General features: G+C 48.7%; 20 protein-coding genes. All 20 read left to right on the top strand.

What is annotated here, in order from left to right; genetic code table 11:
- Positions 1–22: 22 nt before the first annotated feature.
- The 20 genes from sigG to pyrE all read left to right on the top strand — a co-directional run bounded on the left by sigG (position 23) and on the right by pyrE (position 18,333).
- Entirely contained in the window at positions 23–802 is a 780-nt protein-coding gene (gene sigG / locus QMA39_RS02960; RefSeq protein WP_027954119.1) for an RNA polymerase sporulation sigma factor SigG, read from the top strand.
- Positions 803–953: 151 nt separating this feature from the next.
- A complete protein-coding gene (locus QMA39_RS02965) occupies positions 954–1,229 on the top strand; it encodes a YlmC/YmxH family sporulation protein (RefSeq protein ID WP_027954120.1) in 276 nt (91 codons plus the stop codon).
- A gap of 59 nt (positions 1,230–1,288) precedes the next feature.
- Positions 1,289–2,086 (top strand): peptidoglycan editing factor PgeF, encoded by a 798-nt coding sequence (gene pgeF / locus QMA39_RS02970; RefSeq protein WP_281657948.1) that lies wholly within the window; start codon positions 1,289–1,291, stop codon positions 2,084–2,086.
- Between the two features lie 21 nt (positions 2,087–2,107).
- Positions 2,108–2,782, top strand: a complete 675-nt coding sequence (locus QMA39_RS02975; protein WP_281657949.1) for a YggS family pyridoxal phosphate-dependent enzyme — start codon at positions 2,108–2,110, stop codon at positions 2,780–2,782.
- Positions 2,783–2,800: 18 nt separating this feature from the next.
- Complete coding sequence (locus QMA39_RS02980; protein ID WP_027954123.1) at positions 2,801–3,247, top strand: cell division protein SepF; 447 nt, start codon at positions 2,801–2,803, stop codon at positions 3,245–3,247.
- A 3-nt stretch (positions 3,248–3,250) separates the two neighbouring features.
- A complete protein-coding gene (locus QMA39_RS02985; RefSeq protein WP_027954124.1) occupies positions 3,251–3,520 on the top strand; it encodes a YggT family protein in 270 nt (89 codons plus the stop codon).
- 68 nt (positions 3,521–3,588) lie between these two features.
- Positions 3,589–4,362, top strand: a complete 774-nt coding sequence (locus QMA39_RS02990) for a YlmH/Sll1252 family protein (RefSeq protein WP_281657950.1) — start codon at positions 3,589–3,591, stop codon at positions 4,360–4,362.
- A 75-nt stretch (positions 4,363–4,437) separates the two neighbouring features.
- Positions 4,438–4,962 carry a DivIVA domain-containing protein gene (locus tag QMA39_RS02995; RefSeq protein WP_027954126.1) on the top strand — a complete coding sequence of 175 codons (525 nt, stop codon included), beginning with the start codon at positions 4,438–4,440 and terminating at the stop codon, positions 4,960–4,962.
- A gap of 139 nt (positions 4,963–5,101) precedes the next feature.
- Positions 5,102–5,575, top strand: a complete 474-nt coding sequence (gene lspA, locus QMA39_RS03000) for a signal peptidase II (protein WP_281657951.1) — start codon at positions 5,102–5,104, stop codon at positions 5,573–5,575.
- A complete protein-coding gene (locus tag QMA39_RS03005; protein WP_027954128.1) occupies positions 5,572–6,480 on the top strand; it encodes an RluA family pseudouridine synthase in 909 nt (302 codons plus the stop codon). The genes lspA and QMA39_RS03005 overlap by 4 nt, the downstream gene beginning before the upstream one ends.
- A gap of 179 nt (positions 6,481–6,659) precedes the next feature.
- Positions 6,660–7,202 (top strand): bifunctional pyr operon transcriptional regulator/uracil phosphoribosyltransferase PyrR, encoded by a 543-nt coding sequence (gene pyrR / locus QMA39_RS03010; RefSeq protein WP_027954129.1) that lies wholly within the window; start codon positions 6,660–6,662, stop codon positions 7,200–7,202.
- Positions 7,203–7,345: 143 nt separating this feature from the next.
- Positions 7,346–8,734: a solute carrier family 23 protein gene (locus QMA39_RS03015; protein ID WP_281657952.1), complete on the top strand. Its 1,389-nt coding sequence runs from the start codon at positions 7,346–7,348 to the stop codon at positions 8,732–8,734.
- Between the two features lie 155 nt (positions 8,735–8,889).
- Positions 8,890–9,786 (top strand): aspartate carbamoyltransferase catalytic subunit, encoded by an 897-nt coding sequence (locus QMA39_RS03020; RefSeq protein WP_281657953.1) that lies wholly within the window; start codon positions 8,890–8,892, stop codon positions 9,784–9,786.
- A complete protein-coding gene (locus tag QMA39_RS03025; RefSeq protein ID WP_281657954.1) occupies positions 9,787–11,085 on the top strand; it encodes a dihydroorotase in 1,299 nt (432 codons plus the stop codon).
- The gene (locus tag QMA39_RS03030; RefSeq protein WP_281657955.1) at positions 11,066–12,175 is read left to right on the top strand and encodes a carbamoyl phosphate synthase small subunit; all 1,110 of its coding nucleotides are present in this window, start codon (positions 11,066–11,068) and stop codon (positions 12,173–12,175) included. The genes QMA39_RS03025 and QMA39_RS03030 overlap by 20 nt, the downstream gene beginning before the upstream one ends.
- A complete protein-coding gene (gene carB / locus QMA39_RS03035) occupies positions 12,154–15,354 on the top strand; it encodes a carbamoyl-phosphate synthase large subunit (RefSeq protein WP_281657956.1) in 3,201 nt (1,066 codons plus the stop codon). Before QMA39_RS03030 ends, carB begins: the two co-directional genes overlap by 22 nt.
- Positions 15,351–16,112 carry a dihydroorotate dehydrogenase electron transfer subunit gene (locus QMA39_RS03040; RefSeq protein WP_281657957.1) on the top strand — a complete coding sequence of 254 codons (762 nt, stop codon included), beginning with the start codon at positions 15,351–15,353 and terminating at the stop codon, positions 16,110–16,112. The genes carB and QMA39_RS03040 overlap by 4 nt, the downstream gene beginning before the upstream one ends.
- On the top strand, positions 16,109–17,041 hold the full coding sequence (locus QMA39_RS03045; RefSeq protein ID WP_281657958.1) for a dihydroorotate dehydrogenase: 933 nt from the start codon (positions 16,109–16,111) through the stop codon (positions 17,039–17,041). Before QMA39_RS03040 ends, QMA39_RS03045 begins: the two co-directional genes overlap by 4 nt.
- Positions 17,007–17,729, top strand: coding sequence for an orotidine-5'-phosphate decarboxylase (gene pyrF / locus QMA39_RS03050; protein WP_281657959.1), 723 nt, complete (start codon positions 17,007–17,009; stop codon positions 17,727–17,729). Before QMA39_RS03045 ends, pyrF begins: the two co-directional genes overlap by 35 nt.
- Positions 17,704–18,333: an orotate phosphoribosyltransferase gene (gene pyrE / locus QMA39_RS03055; RefSeq protein WP_281657960.1), complete on the top strand. Its 630-nt coding sequence runs from the start codon at positions 17,704–17,706 to the stop codon at positions 18,331–18,333. Before pyrF ends, pyrE begins: the two co-directional genes overlap by 26 nt.
- Positions 18,334–18,373 lie beyond the last annotated feature (40 nt).

An 18,373-nucleotide genomic window follows, 5' to 3' on the forward strand; every position in this document is an offset into this window, starting at 1 on the left:
AGCTTCCTGGGAGGGTCTTACATTGACACGACATAAAGTAGAGATATGCGGCGTAGATACATCAAAACTTCCGGTACTGAAAAACACAGAAATGAAAGACCTGTTTGTACGACTGCAGAGTGGAGAGCTTGAGGCCAGGGAACAACTGGTGAATGGAAATCTCCGCCTCGTTTTATCCGTGATTCAACGCTTTAACAATCGTGGAGAATATGGCGACGATCTATTCCAAGTAGGATGTATCGGTCTTATGAAATCCATAGATAACTTCGATCTCAGTCACAATGTGAAATTTTCCACCTATGCTGTACCGATGATCATCGGAGAAATCCGAAGATACTTAAGAGACAATAACCCGATCCGGGTTTCGCGGTCCCTGCGCGATACAGCCTATAAGGCCCTGCAGATGCGGGAGAAGATGATCAGTGAAACCAATAAAGATCCAGCTCCACATGAAATTGCTGAACGGATGGGTGTTCCTCATGAGGATGTTGTATTCGCTATGGACGCTATTCAGGATCCGGTCTCTCTGTTTGAACCCATATACAATGATGGAGGCGACCCGATTTTTGTAGTGGATCAGCTGAAGGATGATCGTGAGAAAGATACCGTATGGATCGATGAACTGTCCCTGAGAGAAGGGATGAAAAAACTGAACGACCGGGAAAAAATGATTTTGACCAAACGCTTTTTTCAGGGGAAAACCCAGATGGAAGTGGCCGAAGAAATCGGAATTTCCCAGGCTCAGGTATCAAGGCTTGAAAAAGCAGCCATTAAAGAAATGAATACCTCCATGTTTCAATAAAAGAACTTTTCTGCCGCCTGGCAGAAAAGTTCTTTTTGTTTCCAATACGGCAGGTACAATGTCGGAAAATCCTTAAGAATACAGGAGAACGAGCCACTTTTTCTATTCTCCACAGCCGCTGCATATAGTAAGATAAGGAGTGTGAGCTGAAATGAAAATTACCGAACTGCAGATGAAGGACGTCATCGCCATGGAAACAGGAGAGCGTCTCGGGTATATCAGCGACCTTGACATTGATACGCAGCGGGGGCGCTTAAAAGGGCTTGTACTGACGATGAAAGGGAAAGCTATGGGTCTGTTCGGAAAAGAAGAAGAAATGACCATCCCATGGGATCAGATCGTAAACATTGGAGCGGACGTTATATTAGTGAAAAAGTCTGCCTATAAAGGACTGCCTGCAGTTCAAAAGACAGATTCAGCGGAATAGAGCAAGAAATGAGAAGGAAAATGTGTTAAAATGAATGAAATTGAGGTGGTGGTTAAGAAGTGGAACCCTTCAAACGACAATCAACGAGACAGCTCTCCTGTTTCCAGCAGTATCCTGAAATCATTTCCGGGATAACGACAAGGAACGGAGGGGTCAGCCGTGGTTCTTTTTCATCCATGAATATGGGGCTCCATGTCCATGATGAAGAGGACCTGGTCATAGAAAACCGCAGGCTTCTTGCAGAGGAAATCGGTATCCCTTTGTCCCGCTGGGTCATAGGGGAACAGGTTCACGGCACAAAAGTAGCTGACGCCGGCTCCCTGCCGGCTGGCGCTGGTTCCGAGTCTTTGGAAACAGCCGCTGCTGGAGTGGACGGGCTGATCACAAAAGAGAAGAATCTGGTTCTTGGAGCTTTTTATGCCGATTGTGTGCCCCTGTACTTTTTTGATCCCGAATCCCAATGGATTGGAATTGCTCATGCCGGATGGAAAGGAACCGTTCACGGCATGTCCGGCCGGATGATTTCTGCGCTGGAGGAGAAAGGGTGCTCCAGGGAGGATATCCAGGTTGTGATCGGTCCATGCATCAGTCCGGAGCAGTATGAAGTGGACGACAACGTGATCCGTCACATACCCAAGCCGTACCACGAAGCATGCGTTTTGAATAAAGGCGGCGGTCGGTATCAACTGGACTTGAAAGAATTAAATAGACAAATGTTAATCGAAATGGGAATGCAGGAATCTGCTGTGCAGATTTCCGGAGCATGTACATACGAGAAGGAAGATCAGTTTTACTCCCATCGCCGCGATCAGGGGAAAACAGGGCGGATGCTCGGTTTTATTGCTTTGAAAGCTTAAGGGACGGGAAGGAGTTCAGCAATGTCTGTAGCAGAAAATCTAGCAGAAATTAAAGAAAATATTGAACAGGCCTGTCAAAGGTGCGGACGTGATCCCAATGAAGTATCCATTGTGGCGGTTACGAAATACGTGTCCACCGAGCGGGCGCAGGAAGCTTTGGAAGCAGGGATACACAACCTTGGGGAAAATCGCAGGGAAGGGCTGCTTGAAAAATATGAGGCAGTCGGCGATCAGGCTACCTGGCATTTCATCGGGACGCTGCAGTCCCGGAAAGTGAAGGAAGTCATCGACTATGTGTCGATGATTCATTCCCTTGACAGACGTTCCCTGGCAAAGGAAATTGACAAAAGGGCGTCTGCACCTGTACCATGCTTCGTTCAGGTGAATATCAGCGGGGAGGACTCCAAGCATGGACTGCCTGCCTCAGAAGTGGAAAGCTTTATAGAAGCTGTGCAGGACTTTAAACAAGTTAAAATCGTTGGTCTGATGACAATGGCTCCGCATACAGAAGATGAGGAGCGTCTCCGCGGCGTCTTCCGTCAGCTTCGGGCCTTAAGGGACCGGATCAGGGATAAAGGGTATGCCCATGCGCCGTGTGAATACTTGTCCATGGGAATGAGCAATGATTATGCGCTGGCTGTAGAAGAAGGAGCTACTCACGTACGACTCGGTTCCTGTCTTGTCGGCGGACAATAAAACAATGAGGTGATGGAAATGAGCATGAAGAATAAATTCCGTTCATTTTTTACGTTAGACGATGAATATGAATACATTGAAGAAGAAGTGGAAGAAGACGACGAAGAGTCCCATCAGCCCCAGAAAAACACGAAGAAGCAGGATAGTAACAACATTGTCAGCCTGAAAAGTGCAAAGTCCTCATCCAAAATGGTCCTGAGTGAACCGAACAGCTACAATGAGGCGCAGAATATTGCGGATCAGCTGGTGAGCCGCCGTGCCGTTGTCATTAATCTGCAGCGTGTCGATCACAATCAGGCGAAGCGGATAGTAGATTTTTTAAGCGGAACCGTATATGCTATAGGTGGAGACATTCAAAAACTAGGTTCACAAACCTTCCTCTGTACACCGGATAATGTAGAAATTTCCGGATCGATTTCTGATATTATTACAGCAGAAGAAGAGGACTTGAATAGAAGGTGGTAAGTCATGGCTTTTGTTTTTAACATTTTAACGACAGCACTACAATTATACAGCTGGATCTTAATCATTTACATCCTGCTTTCCTGGTTTCCGGGAGCACGTGAATCCAGCTTTGGGCAGATACTCGGCCGCCTGGCCGAACCGTTTCTTGAGCCCTTCAGGAAAATCATTCCACCGCTTGGGATGATTGATCTTTCCCCGCTCGTCGCCATTATCGTTCTGCGGTTTGCTTCGCAGGGATTGAACCAGCTTTACTGGATGCTTGCAGGGTTATAAAAGAAGGAACAGAAGCTAGAGCATTTCCCGCTCTTTTCTGTTCCTTTTGGTAGTTATGGAGGCTTTTTATGGACATGTACCAGCATTTTAGAAAAGAAGAGCATCCGTTTATCGACCAGGTGGTTTCCTGGCGGGAGGATGTGGCTTTAAAGTACCAGCGGCGTTTATCAGATTTCCTCGACCCGCGTGAGCAGAAAATTGTCAAAGCAGTGATGGGGAATGACGCGGATCTGATCTACCAGCTTGAAGGTGGTGCGGAAAACAGTGAGCGGAAGCGGGCGGTCATTGCTCCTGATTATGAGCAGATCGACAAGGGAGATTTCCAGCTGATCCTGCTTCAGGCCGAATATCCGGTGAAATTCGTAACGATGGAACACAGAGATGTGCTCGGGGCTTTTATGTCCCTCGGCATCCGTCGTGAGAAAATCGGGGATGTTGTCGTGAAGGATGGAATCATCCAGCTGACAGCCGCCGCTGAAATCAGCGATTATATTAAAATGAATTTGAAGGGAATCAAGCGTTCCACCGTCGATTTCAAGGAGGTTCCTTGGGCGGATCGTATAGAAAGTGATGAAACGTGGACAAAAAGAGAAACGACTGTGTCTTCACTCCGTCTGGATGTAATCGTTAAAGAAATCTACGGCATGTCCCGAAAAAAAGCTGGTCTTTTTATTGAAGGCGGCCATGTGAAAGTGAATTTCCGGACCGTGGATGACGGCGCATTTTCACTGGAGCCCGGAGATTTGATTTCTCTCAAGGGAAAAGGCCGGAGCCGTCTGGATGAAGTAACGGGCCAGACGAAAAAGGACAAATACAAAATTATGACAGCACGCCTGAATTAATCCTGCTGAAAAGAAGGAAATCGAAGGTTGTTGTCGAATCTTTAACATAACGAGTTAGATGGGGAGGTGGCTGGTGTGCCTTTAACACCATTGGATATTCATAACAAAGAATTCACCCGGGGCTTCCGTGGGTATGACGAGGATGAGGTTAACGAATTTCTTGATCAGGTCATTAAGGATTATGAAATTGTCATCCGTCAAAAGAAAGAACTGGAGCGGGAAGTGACGCAGCTGAATGAGAGACTTGGTCATTTCAATGATATTGAAACGACATTGAATAAATCCATCCTTGTGGCTCAAGAAACGGCCGAAGATGTAAAAAACAGTGCAAACAAAGAGTCGAAGCTCATTATTAAAGAAGCAGAAAAGAACGCCGACCGTATTATTAATGAAGCACTGGAAAAATCACGCCGGATCTCCATTGAAGTCGAGGATATGAAAAAGCAGGCAAAAGTGTTCAAAACAAGGCTCCGTATGCTTGTGGAAGCACAGATTGATATGATTGAAAATGATGATTGGGATCATCTGTTTGATACAGAGATTGACAATGAGCAGGAAGTGGAACGGAAAATGGAACAGGAGTACAGCTCCCAGCCTTAACAGCATTCTACATAAACTGGTCCGTGCCATTCATCAGGCACCGTTCTGTGCAGCGGTGCCTTTTCCTATGGGAACAGGTTTCGCCCGTCGAAATGTGGTACAATAGCCAGGGATAACAATTGTTTGATGGAGGACGCGTATGTATGTGTATTATCTGACAGCCTTAGTGCTGATCGTACTGGACCAGTGGACGAAGTATCTGGTCGTTACTAAAATGGAAATAGGACAAAGCATCACGGTTATCGAGAATTTCTTCTATTTAACGTCACACCGGAACCAGGGAGCTGCCTGGGGAATTCTCCAGGGGCAGATGTGGTTTTTTTACATCATTACGGTAATCGTGATTGGATTTGTCATTTACTATCTTCAGCAGATGGGAAAGCAGAGCCGCCTTGTAGGAGCAGCCCTTTCCTTGATACTCGCCGGAGCTGTCGGCAATTTCATTGACCGGATTTTTCGGAAGGAAGTCGTGGATTTTGCGAACACGTATATTTTCACCTACGATTTCCCGATCTTTAATGTCGCCGATTCGGCGCTCGTCATCGGTGTTGCTTTCATTATGATCGCTGCTTTTTTAGACGAGCGTAAAAAGAAAGGAAGTATAGAATCTTGAGTGAACAATACAACGTAACAGAAAAAGACCAATCCACCCGGATTGATAAATTATTAACAGAAGTCATTGAAGATGTGTCCAGATCCCAGATCCAGGGATGGCTGAAGGGTGATGTCATTCTTGTGGACGGAAAAGCTGTCAAAAGTAATTATAAGGTGCAGGAAGGGGAAACCATTACATGGCATGTTCCTGACCCGGAGCCGATGGATATTCTGCCGGAAGATATGAACTTGGATATCGTTTACGAAGACTCCGATGTGATTGTCGTCAATAAACCTTCAGGCATGGTTATCCACCCGGCCGCTGGGCATTATTCCGGTACGCTCGTCAACGGGCTGCTTCATCATTGTACAGATCTTTCCGGCATCAACGGGGTGGAACGGCCGGGCATTGTCCACCGAATTGATAAAGATACGAGCGGACTCCTTATGGTGGCTAAAAATGATAAGGCCCACCGTTCTCTTGCAGACCAGCTTTCCAAGAAAACAGTGGAGCGGAAATATGAAGCGGTCGTCCATGGGGAGATCAGTCATGAATATGGAACCATTGACGCCCCTATCGGCCGTGATACGAAGGACCGTCAGAAAATGACGGTTGTCGATGGCGGCCGTGATGCCGTGACCCATTTCCGGGTCATTCGTCTTTTTAATGATTTTACCCACGTCGAGTGCAAGCTTGAAACAGGGCGCACCCACCAGATCCGTGTCCATATGCGGTACATCAGCCACCCGCTGGCAGGTGACCCGAAATACGGCCCGAGAAAGACTCTCGATCTTAATGGTCAGGCGCTTCACGCCAAAGTGCTGGGTTTTGAGCATCCTTCAACAGGAGAGTGGATGCAATTTGAAGTGGATCCTCCCCAGGAATTTGCGGATGTTCTTCGTGAACTCGAGCTTCGTGAATGATAAATCCAGTCTTGACAAAAGATGAATGCTTTGACATAATCCTTAATAGAATATAAAGACCTTTAAGAGCAGTCCCGTGAGGCTGAGAAGGTACGGTGATTTTACGAGTGATCTATGCGTAAAAAACCCCTTTTCTGCCTGCATGCGGAAAAGGGGTTTTTTTGTAAAGGAGCTTGCCCATGAATCCGAAAGCCACGGTTCTGGACGATGCAGCCATCCGGCGGGCACTCACCAGAATCTCCCATGAAATCATTGAGAAAAATAAAGGGATTGAAGATCTTGTTCTTGTCGGGATAAAAACACGCGGTGTTCCCATTGCCCGGAGGATAAGAAGTAAAGTAGCCGAAATTGAAGGCCGGGAACTGCCGGGGGGAGAACTGGACATCACGTTATACCGGGATGATCTCACTCCTGAGAAACAGACGTCCGAACCGGAATTAAAAGAAACCAATATTGAAACGGATATTGATGGAAAAAAAGTGATTCTCGTTGACGATGTGCTGTATACAGGACGAACGGTGCGTGCCGCAATGGATGCGCTGATGGATCACGGGAGACCGAAGGAAATCCAGCTTGCTGTTCTCGTTGACCGGGGACACAGGGAACTTCCTATCCGGGCGGATTATGTCGGTAAGAATGTGCCAACCTCCCTGGAGGAAGTCATCACCGTAACGCTTGCGGAAACGGATGAGAAAGACGAAGTGAAAATTTTCGAACGATAACTGAATGAACATGCCCTTTAAAAAAAGTCCCGTGAGGCTTAAAAGGAATCGTATGGACCCTTCGTGTAGCCGCTACACGTGTGCCTCTTTACGCCTTTTAAGCGTAGGGAGGCTTTTTTTACGGGCAGAGGAGGAATGAACAAGTGGAAAAACATCAACCAGCATTAGACATTCATGAAATTCCGGCAGCCGGAAAGTGGCTGACTTTAAGCCTGCAGCATTTGTTTGCGATGTTCGGCGCTACCATCCTTGTCCCTTTTCTGACAGGACTTTCCCCAGCCGTCGCTTTAGTATCCAGTGGATTTGGAACTCTAGCCTATCTGCTGATTACAAGAGGAAAGGTACCGGCCTATCTTGGTTCAAGCTTTGCCTTTATTTATCCCATCATTGAAGTATCGAAGACGAGCGGAGCAGCCGGGGCCATGGTCGGAAGCTTTCTGACAGGCCTTGTATACGGGGCGGTCGCTCTCCTCATCACTGTTTTTGGAACTAAATGGCTGATGAATCTGCTTCCGCCGATCGTCGTAGGCCCGGTCATCATCGTCATTGGTCTTGGGCTGGCTTCCACAGCGGTCGATATGGCCATGTACCTGCCTGGGCAGGAAGAGAATGTATACAGCAGTGTGCACTTGACAACAGCTCTGGTCACCTTAGGATTAACGGTCATCGCATCCATCTTTTTCAAGGGGTTCTTCTCCCTGCTGCCCATCTTGTTCGGAATCGTCGGCGGATACATCTTTGCCTTATTCCAGGGTATTGTGGATACAAAGGCCATTCAAGCAGAATGGCAGGCACTCACTTCAGCAGATTCTGTGACAGGCTTTCTCGGAGCGTTCTTCCAAGTCCCTGACTTCATCGTTCCCTTTGTCGACTTCAGCCCATTGGAAGTGATCAGCTGGGAAATTGCCCTCCTGATGGTGCCTTTTGCCCTTGTTACGATTACAGAACATACAGGGGACCAAATGGTTCTTTCCAAAGTAGTGGGGCGGAACTTTTTGAAAAATCCGGGGCTTGATAAATCGATTCTCGGCGATGGAGCGGCCACTATGATCGCGTCCTGTCTGGGCGGTCCTCCGAATACGACATACGGGGAAAACATCGGCGTGCTTGCCATCACAAGAGTCTACAGCGTTTTCGTTATCGGAGGGGCAGCGGTCATCGCAGTCATCTTCGGTTTTATAGGAATGGTTACGGCTGTGATCGGGTCTGTCCCGTCGGCCGTTATGGGAGGGGTTTCCATTCTTCTTTTCGGAATTATCGCTTCCAGTGGACTACGCATGCTGATTGATAATCAAATTGATTTTGGAGAAAAACGCAACCTGATTATAGCATCCATCATCCTTGTTCTCGGCGTAGGAGGCGCCTTCGTACAGGTCACCGAGGAGGTTCAGATCGCCGGGATGGCTCTGTCAGCAGTGATCGGCATTTTCCTTCACCAAATGCTGCCAGGAAAAGAAAAAGGCTATGGCAATGGTAAAATGTTTGAAGAACCTGAAGTGGAAGAGAAAAAAGAACAGCATGAAGTGGCATAACCAAGAACACACGTTTTAATCGGGTCCCGTGAGGCCCGGAAAGGTGTACCAGGGAATGGCTCGTCTGCCTGTGCAGCGAGTGAGGCACCCCCGTACACCGGGGGTGCCTTTTTCTTTGTATACCGGTCAAAATCATGAAGATCGGAGTGAAGGATATGCCGGTAGTCCAGCCATTACAACATCTATTATCTATGAAGGAACTGAGCCCAGCGCAGATATTCCAGCTTATTGAGAGGGCGGAGCGTCTGAATCAGCCCGGGGATAATCCCTCTTACCATGGCAGGTTTGCTGCCAACCTTTTTTTAGAACCAAGCACACGGACTAAAGTAAGCTTCCAGATTGCTCAGCGTAAATCAGGGTTTGAACTCATCGATCTGGAGGGGCGGGGGTCCAGCCTGACGAAGGGGGAAAGTCTTTATGACACGTTGAAAACGCTCGAATCCCTTGGAGTTGAACTGGCTGTCGTCCGACAGTCACAGACGGGTCTGCTTCAGCATTGTGCTTCACATTTAAATCTTACTCTGATCAACGCAGGGGATGGATGCGGTGAGCATCCCACACAGAGTCTCCTGGACTTGTATACCATTTATGAGCAGTTTCACAGATTCAAAGGTCTGCGCATCTGTATCGCTGGTGATATTAAGCACAGCCGGGTAGCCAGGTCGAATGCTGCTGCGCTTTCCCGTCTTGGAGCCGAGGTTTATTTTGTCAGTAAACCCGAATGGCAGGACTCAGCCATAGCGGATCACTACATTTCTATGGATGAAGCTGTCACACACTGTGATGTACTGATGCTCCTGAGAATCCAGCATGAGCGGCATATCCATCGGGAAGACACGGCTGCGTACCTTGAGCAGTACGGGTTGACGAAAGAAAGGGAAGCGAGAATGGATGCGGACAGCATCATCCTTCATCCAGCTCCTGTCAATCGCGGAGTTGAAATCGATAGTGATCTAGTAGAGAGCAGGAAATCAAGAATTTTCAGGCAGATGAGCAATGGAGTTGCTGTGAGGATGGCTGTTATGGATTCGTTAATGAAGGGGGAACTGTAAATGAAGATAAAAGTGATCAACGCTCGTGTGCTGCAAAGCGATGGAAAGATGGAATCCACAGAAATGGTGATGGAAAATGGGATGATCCAGGAAGTAGGACGAAACCTTAACCAAACGGTTGTCGACCGTGTATGGGATGCGAAAGGTCTATTCATCAGTCCCGGCTTTGTTGATGTACACGTCCATCTGCGCGAACCGGGTGGAGAAGCGAAGGAGACGATTGAAACTGGGACACAGGCGGCAGCAAAAGGTGGATTTACGACCATCTGCGCCATGCCGAATACCACCCCTGTCCCTGATGACGGGCAGACCCTGGATGAACTCAAGCGGCGAATAAAAGAAACGGCCCATGTCCGTGTCCTGCCTTATGCTTCCATCACAAGCCGCCAGGTCGGCCGGGAACTTGTGGATATGGAAACCCTAGCAGACAAAGGCGCCTTCGCTTTTACTGATGATGGGGTAGGTATTCAGGATGCGGGAATGATGCTGGAAGCCATGAAAGCTGCCTCATCGGCCGGTAAAGCTGTAGTCGCTCATTGTGAGGACAATTCTCTTGTACATAAAGGGGTGTGTCATGAAGGGGATGTGAGTCAGCGTCTTTCGCTGCCGGGAATCATGTCAACGACGGAATCTGTTCAGATTGCCAGAGATGTCCTGCTCGCTGAACAAACCGGCTGTCACTATCACATTTGTCATGTTTCCACAAAAGAATCCGTACGCATCATCCGCAACGCAAAAAAAGCGGGGGTTCATGTAACGGCTGAAGTGACTCCCCACCATCTTGTCCTGCAGGAAGACGACATCATCGAGGATCATGGGTTTTATAAAATGAACCCACCGCTTCGCAGCAGAGAGGACCAACAAGCGCTTCTTGAAGGATTAAAAGATGGCACGATCGACTTTATCGCTACAGACCATGCTCCACATACAGAAGAGGAAAAGCAGCAGGGCTTTTTAGACGCCCCCTTTGGGATTACAGGATTGGAAACAGCTTTTCCTCTATTATATACCCACCTCGTTGAGGAAGGATTCTGCACTTTGAAGGAGCTGGTGGATTGGATGACAGTGAAGCCGGCAGCCGTTTTCCATCTGCCTTACGGTACGCTTGCGCCTGGAGCTCCTGCAGATTTTACAATGATTGATTTAACCAGTGATAGGGCTGTCGTGCGGGAAACATTCCTTTCGAAAGGAAAAAACACGCCATTTAACGGCTGGACACTGAAGGGCTGGCCGGTTTTAACCGCAGTCAACGGAAATCTAACATGGGAGGAGAGTACACATGAAGCAGCTCGTACTTGAAGATGGAACAGTATTCAAAGGGGAAGGTTTCGGAAGCGAAAGGGAATCGATGGGTGAAATTGTCTTCAACACAGGAATGACAGGTTATCAAGAGGTCCTGTCCGATCCTTCCTACTGCGGTCAGATTGTGACCTTTACGTACCCGTTGATTGGAAACTACGGCATCAACCGCGACGATTTTGAAACGGTTCACCCCGCTGTGTTCGGGGTCGTTGTGAAGGAGCACTGTGTACGGCCGTCAAACTTCCGCAGTGAGGAAACCTTGGATGCTTACCTTGAGGCAAGGAACATTCCCGGGATAAGCGGAGTGGATACGAGAAAACTGACGAAGATCATCCGCCGTTACGGTACGATGAAAGCGATGATTGCCTCCAGCGAGCGATCCCCCTCAGAAGTTATGAAAATGCTGGAGAATTCACCTTCTTACAACAGCCAGGTGCAGCATGTTTCCACTGTGAAACCGTACGTTGTACCCGGGCGCGGGAAAAGGATTGTTCTGGTGGACTTTGGAATGAAGCATGGTATTTTAAGGGATTTTGCCAGGCGCAGCTGTCACGTCACTGTTGTCCCCTACCACACTAGTCATGAGGAGATTTTAAGGCTGAAACCGGACGGCGTTATGCTCTCCAATGGGCCTGGAGATCCAAAAAACGTCCCGGAGGCTGTGGAAACGGTACGCAACCTCATCGGGCGTGTTCCGGTTTTCGGCATCTGTCTCGGCCACCAGCTGATCGCTCTTGCAGGTGGTGGCGATACGATGAAAATGAAGTTCGGACACCGTGGGTCCAACCAGCCTGTGAAAGATCTTGAAACGAATCGAACCTTTATTACCTCCCAAAACCATGGGTACACCGTAGCGTTGGAATCCCTTGAAGATACGGAATTGATGGCGACACAAGTATCGTTGAACGATGAGACGGTTGAAGGGCTGAAGCACCGCACACAGCCCGTTTTTAGTGTCCAGTATCATCCCGAAAGCTCACCGGGACCAGAAGATACATCCTGGTTGTTTGACCACTTTCTTAAAAACATTGAAAAGACGAACAAGCGCACAAAGGAGGAACCTCAATGCCTAAACGTACAGATATAAATAAAATCCTCGTCATTGGATCCGGTCCCATCGTGATCGGCCAGGCGGCTGAATTTGATTATTCCGGCACCCAGGCCTGTCAGTCTTTGAAAGAGGAAGGTTATGAGGTCATTCTGGCAAATTCCAATCCAGCTACGATTATGACGGATCATACGTTTGCGGATCAGGTCTATATGGAACCTTTGACTCTTGAATTTATGAAAAAGATTATCCGTAAGGAACAGCCGGATGCCGTGCTTCCGACACTCGGAGGCCAGACAGGTCTGAACATGGCCGTCGAACTTCATGACTCAGGCATTCTCAATCAATATCAGGTGGAGCTGCTCGGTACTCCACTGGAAGCGATCCAGCGCGCGGAGGACCGGGAGAAGTTCCGCTCCCTCATGCACGAATTGGAGCACCCGGTTCCGGAAAGTGATATCGTCAGTACAGTGGATCAAGCGTTACGTTTTGCCGATCGTATCGGCTATCCAGTCATCGTCCGTCCAGCTTATACGATGGGTGGAGCCGGTGGAGGGATTTGTGATCACGAAGAGCAGCTGAGGGAAACAGTGAGAAGCGGACTTTCTCTCAGCCCCGTCTCCCAATGTCTCGTCGAGAAAAACATCGCCGGATTCAAGGAAATTGAATACGAAGTGATGCGGGACAGTGCAGAAAATAAAATTGTCGTCTGTAACATGGAAAACTTTGATCCTGTAGGCATACACACCGGGGATTCCATTGTAACCGCACCATCTCAAACACTTAGTGACAGAGAATATCAGATGCTTCGAAACGTGTCTTTGGAAATTATCGAAGCTTTAAAAATCGAAGGAGGGTGCAACGTACAGCTGGCTCTCGATCCCGACAGCTTCCAGTACTATGTGATTGAAGTCAATCCAAGAGTCAGCCGTTCCTCAGCGCTTGCTTCAAAAGCAACGGGTTACCCCATCGCAAAAATTGCTGCAAAGATTGCGGTAGGGATGACGCTGGATGAGATTCAAAATCCGATTACAGGAACCACATATGCCTGCTTTGAACCTGCGCTGGATTATGTCGTATCCAAAATCCCCCGCTGGCCGTTCGATAAATTCGCCAAGGGAAACCGTGTTCTGGGCACGCAGATGAAAGCGACAGGCGAGGTGATGAGCATCGGCCGGACTTGGGAAGAGTCTTTGTTGAAAGGCATCCGCTCGCTCGAAAGGGGGACGGAAGAACTGAGACTGGCCCATGCGTCCCGTTTAACCGCAGAGGAATTGAACGAGCGGATCGTGAAAGCGGACGACGAACGGATTTTCTTAATTGCCGAAGCTTTCCGCCGGGGCTTTTCTATCGAGGAACTTCACGAAAAAACAGCGATTGATGAGTTCTTCCTTTATAAATTGGAGCAGATCATCCTTCTGGAACAGCAGCTTGAAACAGAGAAATTGTCTGCTTCTCTCCTAAGGAAAGTGAAACAGCTGGGGATGTCCGACCAGCAGATTTCCCGTGCAGCAGGAGTGTCAGTCGATGAAGTCCGACAGAAGCGGAAAAGCATGAGGATTGAACCGGTCTATAAAATGGTGGATACGTGCGCAGGGGAATTCGCCTCCGAAACGCCGTACTTTTACAGCAGCTATGAAGAGGAAAATGAATCCCTTTCCTCATCAAGGAAAAAAGTGCTCGTCATTGGATCCGGACCGATTCGGATTGGTCAGGGGGTTGAGTTTGATTATGCTACGGTGCACTCGGTGCTTGCGTTAAAAGAAATGGGTTATGAAGCGATTATTATGAACAACAATCCGGAGACGGTTTCCACTGACTTCAGTGTCTCTGATAAATTGTACTTTGAACCTTTGACCCTTGAAGATGTTCTCAACGTCACCGACCTTGAAAATCCTGAAGGCGTAATCGTTCAATTCGGTGGACAGACAGCGATTAATCTAGTAGAAGGGCTGAGCCGGCACGGAATCCGGATTCTCGGAACAACGATGGAAGCCATCCACGAAACAGAAGACCGCGACTTGTTTGAAAAGCTGCTCAACCGTCTGAATGTACCGAAACCGGGAGGAGAAAGTGCGGCTAGTGAAGCAGAAGCTGTAGCCGCCGCTGAGAAAATCGGTTATCCCATTGTCGTCCGTCCATCCTATGTTCTCGGTGGGAGAGCGATGGCCATCGTGTATTCACGGGAAGAACTGGCTTCCTATCTGGATGACAATGCTTTTGTCCATAACGGTCACCCCATTTTAATTGATAAGTATATGACAGGGATGGAAGTGGAAGTAGATGCCATTACAGACGGCGAGGATGTGTTCGTACCTGGTGTTATGGAACATATCGAACGTGCAGGGGTCCACTCAGGTGACTCCATGGCTGTCTATCCACCCCGGCGTTTGACTCCCGCGCTCGAAAAGCAGTGTCTGGACATCACGGCTGATATCGCAAGAGAACTGAAGATGAAGGGTCTCGTCAATATCCAGTTCGTTATTTCAGATGGAACCGCTTATGTATTGGAAGTCAATCCCAGAGCAAGCCGGACCGTTCCTTTTCTCAGCAAAATAACCGGTGTTCCCATGGCAGGGCTGGCAACGAAAGTGCTGATGGGCGGAAAATTGACCGACCATGGATACAGCACGGGAACAGCCCGCAAGCCGAAAGGGGTCTATGTGAAAGTGCCGGTGTTCTCCTTTGAAAAATTAAGAAGTGTCGATACGACGCTTGGTCCCGAAATGAAATCGACAGGGGAAGTCATCGGGTATGATGAAACGCTGGAGAAAGCCTTATACAAAGGCATGATTTCCTCCGGGTTAAAGATACCCGTCCAGGGATCTGTCCTTTTGACGGTTGCTGATAAGGATAAGGAAGAAATGGTGCGCATTGCCCGGACCTTTTATGAACTCGGTTTTCGTTTGTTTGCCACAGAAGGCACGTCAACCGTAATCGCCCGGGAAGGTCTTCCTGTAGAAGCAGTCGGTAAAGTTGGTTCGGCAGAGAGGGATGTGCTGGATCTTATTCAGAACAGTGAAGTTCAATTTGTCATCAATACGTTGAATAAAGGGATGCGTGCGAGGTCTGACGGGTTCAGGATCCGCCGGGAAGCTGTAGAAAACGGCATCGCCTGTCTGACAAGCCTTGATACGGCAACGGCTATCGTTGAAGTCATTAACGCCATGTCTTTTTCGGCAAGAGCCATTACTCCGATGGAAGGGGTGGGGCAGTGATCAGAGAAGATCTGACGGTTGTGGATCATACGCTGGTTGCCGAAGATACGTACCAATTAATTCTTTGCGGGCGTATGGTACACGACATCAAGCAACCTGGACAATTTGTTCACATTCGGACAAGTACGGACGAATATTTACGAAGGCCGGTATCCATCTCGGATTACAACATAGATGAGGAAACGATCACTCTGTTGTACAAAGTGATTGGAAAAGGAACAAAAGCCCTTACAGCTTATCAGATTGGTGATTCTCTTGATGTGCTTGGTCCAGGAGGCAGAGGTTTTCCTGTAAAAGCTCGCCCTGGAGAGAGTGTTCTTCTGACAGGGGGAGGCATCGGTGTGCCCCCTCTATACCGGCTGGCCCGTGAGCTGTATGAAAAAGGAGCGGACCTTACTATTATTCTCGGATTTCAATCCATCCGTCACGCTTTTTTGAAGAGTGAATTTCAACAATATGGGAGCGTCCACATTATGACAGATGACGGAACCTCCGGAAATAAAGGGTTTGTCACGGACGGGATTGCCGGAATGTCTGGTTCGTTTGACCGCTATTATACGTGCGGACCTACGCCCATGCTGAAAGCTGTGGTCAAACAGCTCGGTGATACAGAAGGATATATTTCCATGGAGGAACGGATGGGATGTGGGATCGGCGCTTGTTTTGCCTGTGTAGTGCCTTCCCATGATGAAAAAGGCTACAAGCGAATCTGCTGTGATGGTCCGGTCTTTCACCATAAGGAGGTTGTGCTGACATGAATACGATGATTCAACTGCCCGGCCTCTCTTTGAAAAATCCAATCATGCCGGCTTCGGGATGCTTTGGGTTTGGTCGTGAATATGCCCGCTTTTACCCGCTCGCTGAACTCGGAGCTGTCATCATGAAGGCCGCCACCGGTGAAAAGAGATATGGCAATCCAACTCCGCGTGTAGCTGAATCAACAGGAGGGATGCTCAATGCCATTGGTCTGCAAAATCCAGGTGTCGAGTCGATCATTCAGGAGGAAATCCCTTTTCTGAAGGCCCAGCAGGTGCCGATCATAGCAAATGTCGCCGGCAGCACGGTAGAGGAATATGTGGAAGTAGCTGAGAAGATCTCTGCTCATGCCGATGCTCTCGAGCTGAATATCTCCTGTCCGAATGTCAAGGAGGGCGGTGTTCAGTTTGGAATGGATCCAGTGCTTGCGGAGGATGTTACACGCAGAGTCGTTCAAGTAAGCCGTGTTCCGGTATATGTGAAGTTGTCGCCGAATGTAAGCGACATCGTTGTCATGGCCAAAGCGGCTGAAAGGGGAGGTGCCTCCGGCCTGTCTATGATCAATACGCTGACCGCTATGCGCATCGATCCATCCTCGCGGAAACCTGTCTTATCGAACGGGACCGGAGGATTGTCCGGAGCTGCCCTGAAGCCGGTCAGTATCCGGATGATCCATCAAGTTTATCCCAAGGTCGCCATACCTATTATCGGAATGGGAGGGATTGAAACGGCAGCCGATATTGTCGAGTACCTGCTGGCAGGAGCGAGCGCAGTGGCTGTAGGCAGTGCGAACTTTAAAAATCCACTCATATGCAGGGAACTCGTGGAACAACTGCCGGAGACGTTACATCATTATGGATTTCAATCTGTAGAGGAAGCTGTAGGAGGTGCGCATCGTGAAAGTGTTGAAGCCGGTCTACTTCGCCCTTGATTTCTCTTCAGGCCGCGAAGCGCTTGATTTTTTGACTCTACATCATCTTGAAGGTGTTCCAGTTAAAGTGGGCATGGAGCTTTTTTATAAGGAAGGCGCCCCCTTCATTGCCGAACTCAAAAGACGGAACCACGAGGTTTTCCTGGATTTAAAGCTTCACGATATACCGGAAACCGTCCGCCGGGCGATGAAAAACCTTGCCGGTCTCGGTGTGGATATCGTTACGATTCATGCTTCCGGCGGCAGTCATATGATCGAAGCTGCCCGGAAGGGGTTGAGCGAAGGGGCAGATGGAAAAACACCTCTTTTATTTGCCGTCACTGTCCTTACTTCCATGGACGAAAGGGCTATGAGCAGGGAATGGAAGGTAGAGGAGTCAACAAAGGACATGGTCCTTCATTACAGCCTCTTAGCGGCAGAACATGGAGCGGATGGAGTCGTGTGCTCTGTTCATGAAGCATCCTTGGTGAAAAAAGAATCAGGGCTTCTTACGTTGACCCCGGGGATCAGGCTCCCGGGAGGACCCGTCCACGATCAAAAACGGACAGCTACTCCTGTAAAAGCCGCTATGGAGGGCAGTGATGCAATCGTCGTTGGCAGACCCATCCGGAACAGCGGTGAACCTGAGGATACATATCAAACCATTAAGGGGGAATTTCTGCATGGAAAAAAATCAGTTGATTCTTAAGCTGCTGGATATTGGTGCTGTCAAAATGTACGAGGAGGATTACTTCACATGGACCTCAGGCATCCAATCCCCCATTTATTGTGACAACCGTTTGACGATGTCTTATCCATCCGTCCGTTCCGCTGTCGCAGAGGCGCTTGTGGACATGATCCAGAAACTGCCGGGAGAGGTGGATGCAATAGCCGGATGCGCCACAGCTGGTATTCCGCATGCAGCATGGGCAGCCGATCGTCTCAATCTTCCGATGGTGTATGTTCGCGGGACCGCCAAAAAACACGGACGCAGAAATCAGATTGAAGGAGTGGTTACCGAAGGCAGCCGTGTAGTCGTCATTGAGGATTTGATTTCCACAGGGAAGTCTTCCATACAAGCTGCAGATGCCCTTCGGGAAGCAGGGGTGGAAGTGGCAGGGATTTTATCCATCTTCACCTACGGCCTGGCGGAAGCGAAGCAGGCGTTTAAGGAAAAGGAGTACCATGTTCAATCGATTGCCAGCTATGATGATCTGTTGAATGAGCTGTATCAACAGAAAGAACTGGATGACGTTCAGCTGGAGAAACTGAGAGTGTGGAGGGAAGACCCCTACGTTTTTACAAACTCTTAAATGATGGAAGAGTTGCTATTTTCATCTTGTCCTTGTACCA

The organism is Halobacillus sp. Cin3, from assembly GCF_947311855.1.
In the GTDB taxonomy this organism is placed as follows: Bacteria; Bacillota; Bacilli; order Bacillales; family Halobacillaceae; genus Halobacillus; species Halobacillus kuroshimensis.

What these genes read in the sequence shown, in the direction of transcription:
- QMA39_RS03045 (WP_281657958.1), top strand. Translation starts at nt 16,109, where the DNA reads ATGAATACGATGATTCAACTGCCCGGCCTCTCTTTGAAAAATCCAATC.
- pyrE (WP_281657960.1), top strand. Translation starts at nt 17,704, where the DNA reads ATGGAAAAAAATCAGTTGATTCTTAAGCTGCTGGATATTGGTGCTGTC.
- QMA39_RS02990 (WP_281657950.1), top strand. Translation starts at nt 3,589, where the DNA reads ATGGACATGTACCAGCATTTTAGAAAAGAAGAGCATCCGTTTATCGAC.
- QMA39_RS02980 (WP_027954123.1), top strand. Translation starts at nt 2,801, where the DNA reads ATGAGCATGAAGAATAAATTCCGTTCATTTTTTACGTTAGACGATGAA.
- QMA39_RS03020 (WP_281657953.1), top strand. Translation starts at nt 8,890, where the DNA reads ATGCCGGTAGTCCAGCCATTACAACATCTATTATCTATGAAGGAACTG.
- QMA39_RS02975 (WP_281657949.1), top strand. Translation starts at nt 2,108, where the DNA reads ATGTCTGTAGCAGAAAATCTAGCAGAAATTAAAGAAAATATTGAACAG.
- lspA (WP_281657951.1), top strand. Translation starts at nt 5,102, where the DNA reads ATGTATGTGTATTATCTGACAGCCTTAGTGCTGATCGTACTGGACCAG.
- QMA39_RS03025 (WP_281657954.1), top strand. Translation starts at nt 9,787, where the DNA reads ATGAAGATAAAAGTGATCAACGCTCGTGTGCTGCAAAGCGATGGAAAG.
- QMA39_RS03030 (WP_281657955.1), top strand. Translation starts at nt 11,066, where the DNA reads ATGAAGCAGCTCGTACTTGAAGATGGAACAGTATTCAAAGGGGAAGGT.
- QMA39_RS02965 (WP_027954120.1), top strand. Translation starts at nt 954, where the DNA reads ATGAAAATTACCGAACTGCAGATGAAGGACGTCATCGCCATGGAAACA.
- QMA39_RS02985 (WP_027954124.1), top strand. Translation starts at nt 3,251, where the DNA reads ATGGCTTTTGTTTTTAACATTTTAACGACAGCACTACAATTATACAGC.
- pyrR (WP_027954129.1), top strand. Translation starts at nt 6,660, where the DNA reads ATGAATCCGAAAGCCACGGTTCTGGACGATGCAGCCATCCGGCGGGCA.
- carB (WP_281657956.1), top strand. Translation starts at nt 12,154, where the DNA reads ATGCCTAAACGTACAGATATAAATAAAATCCTCGTCATTGGATCCGGT.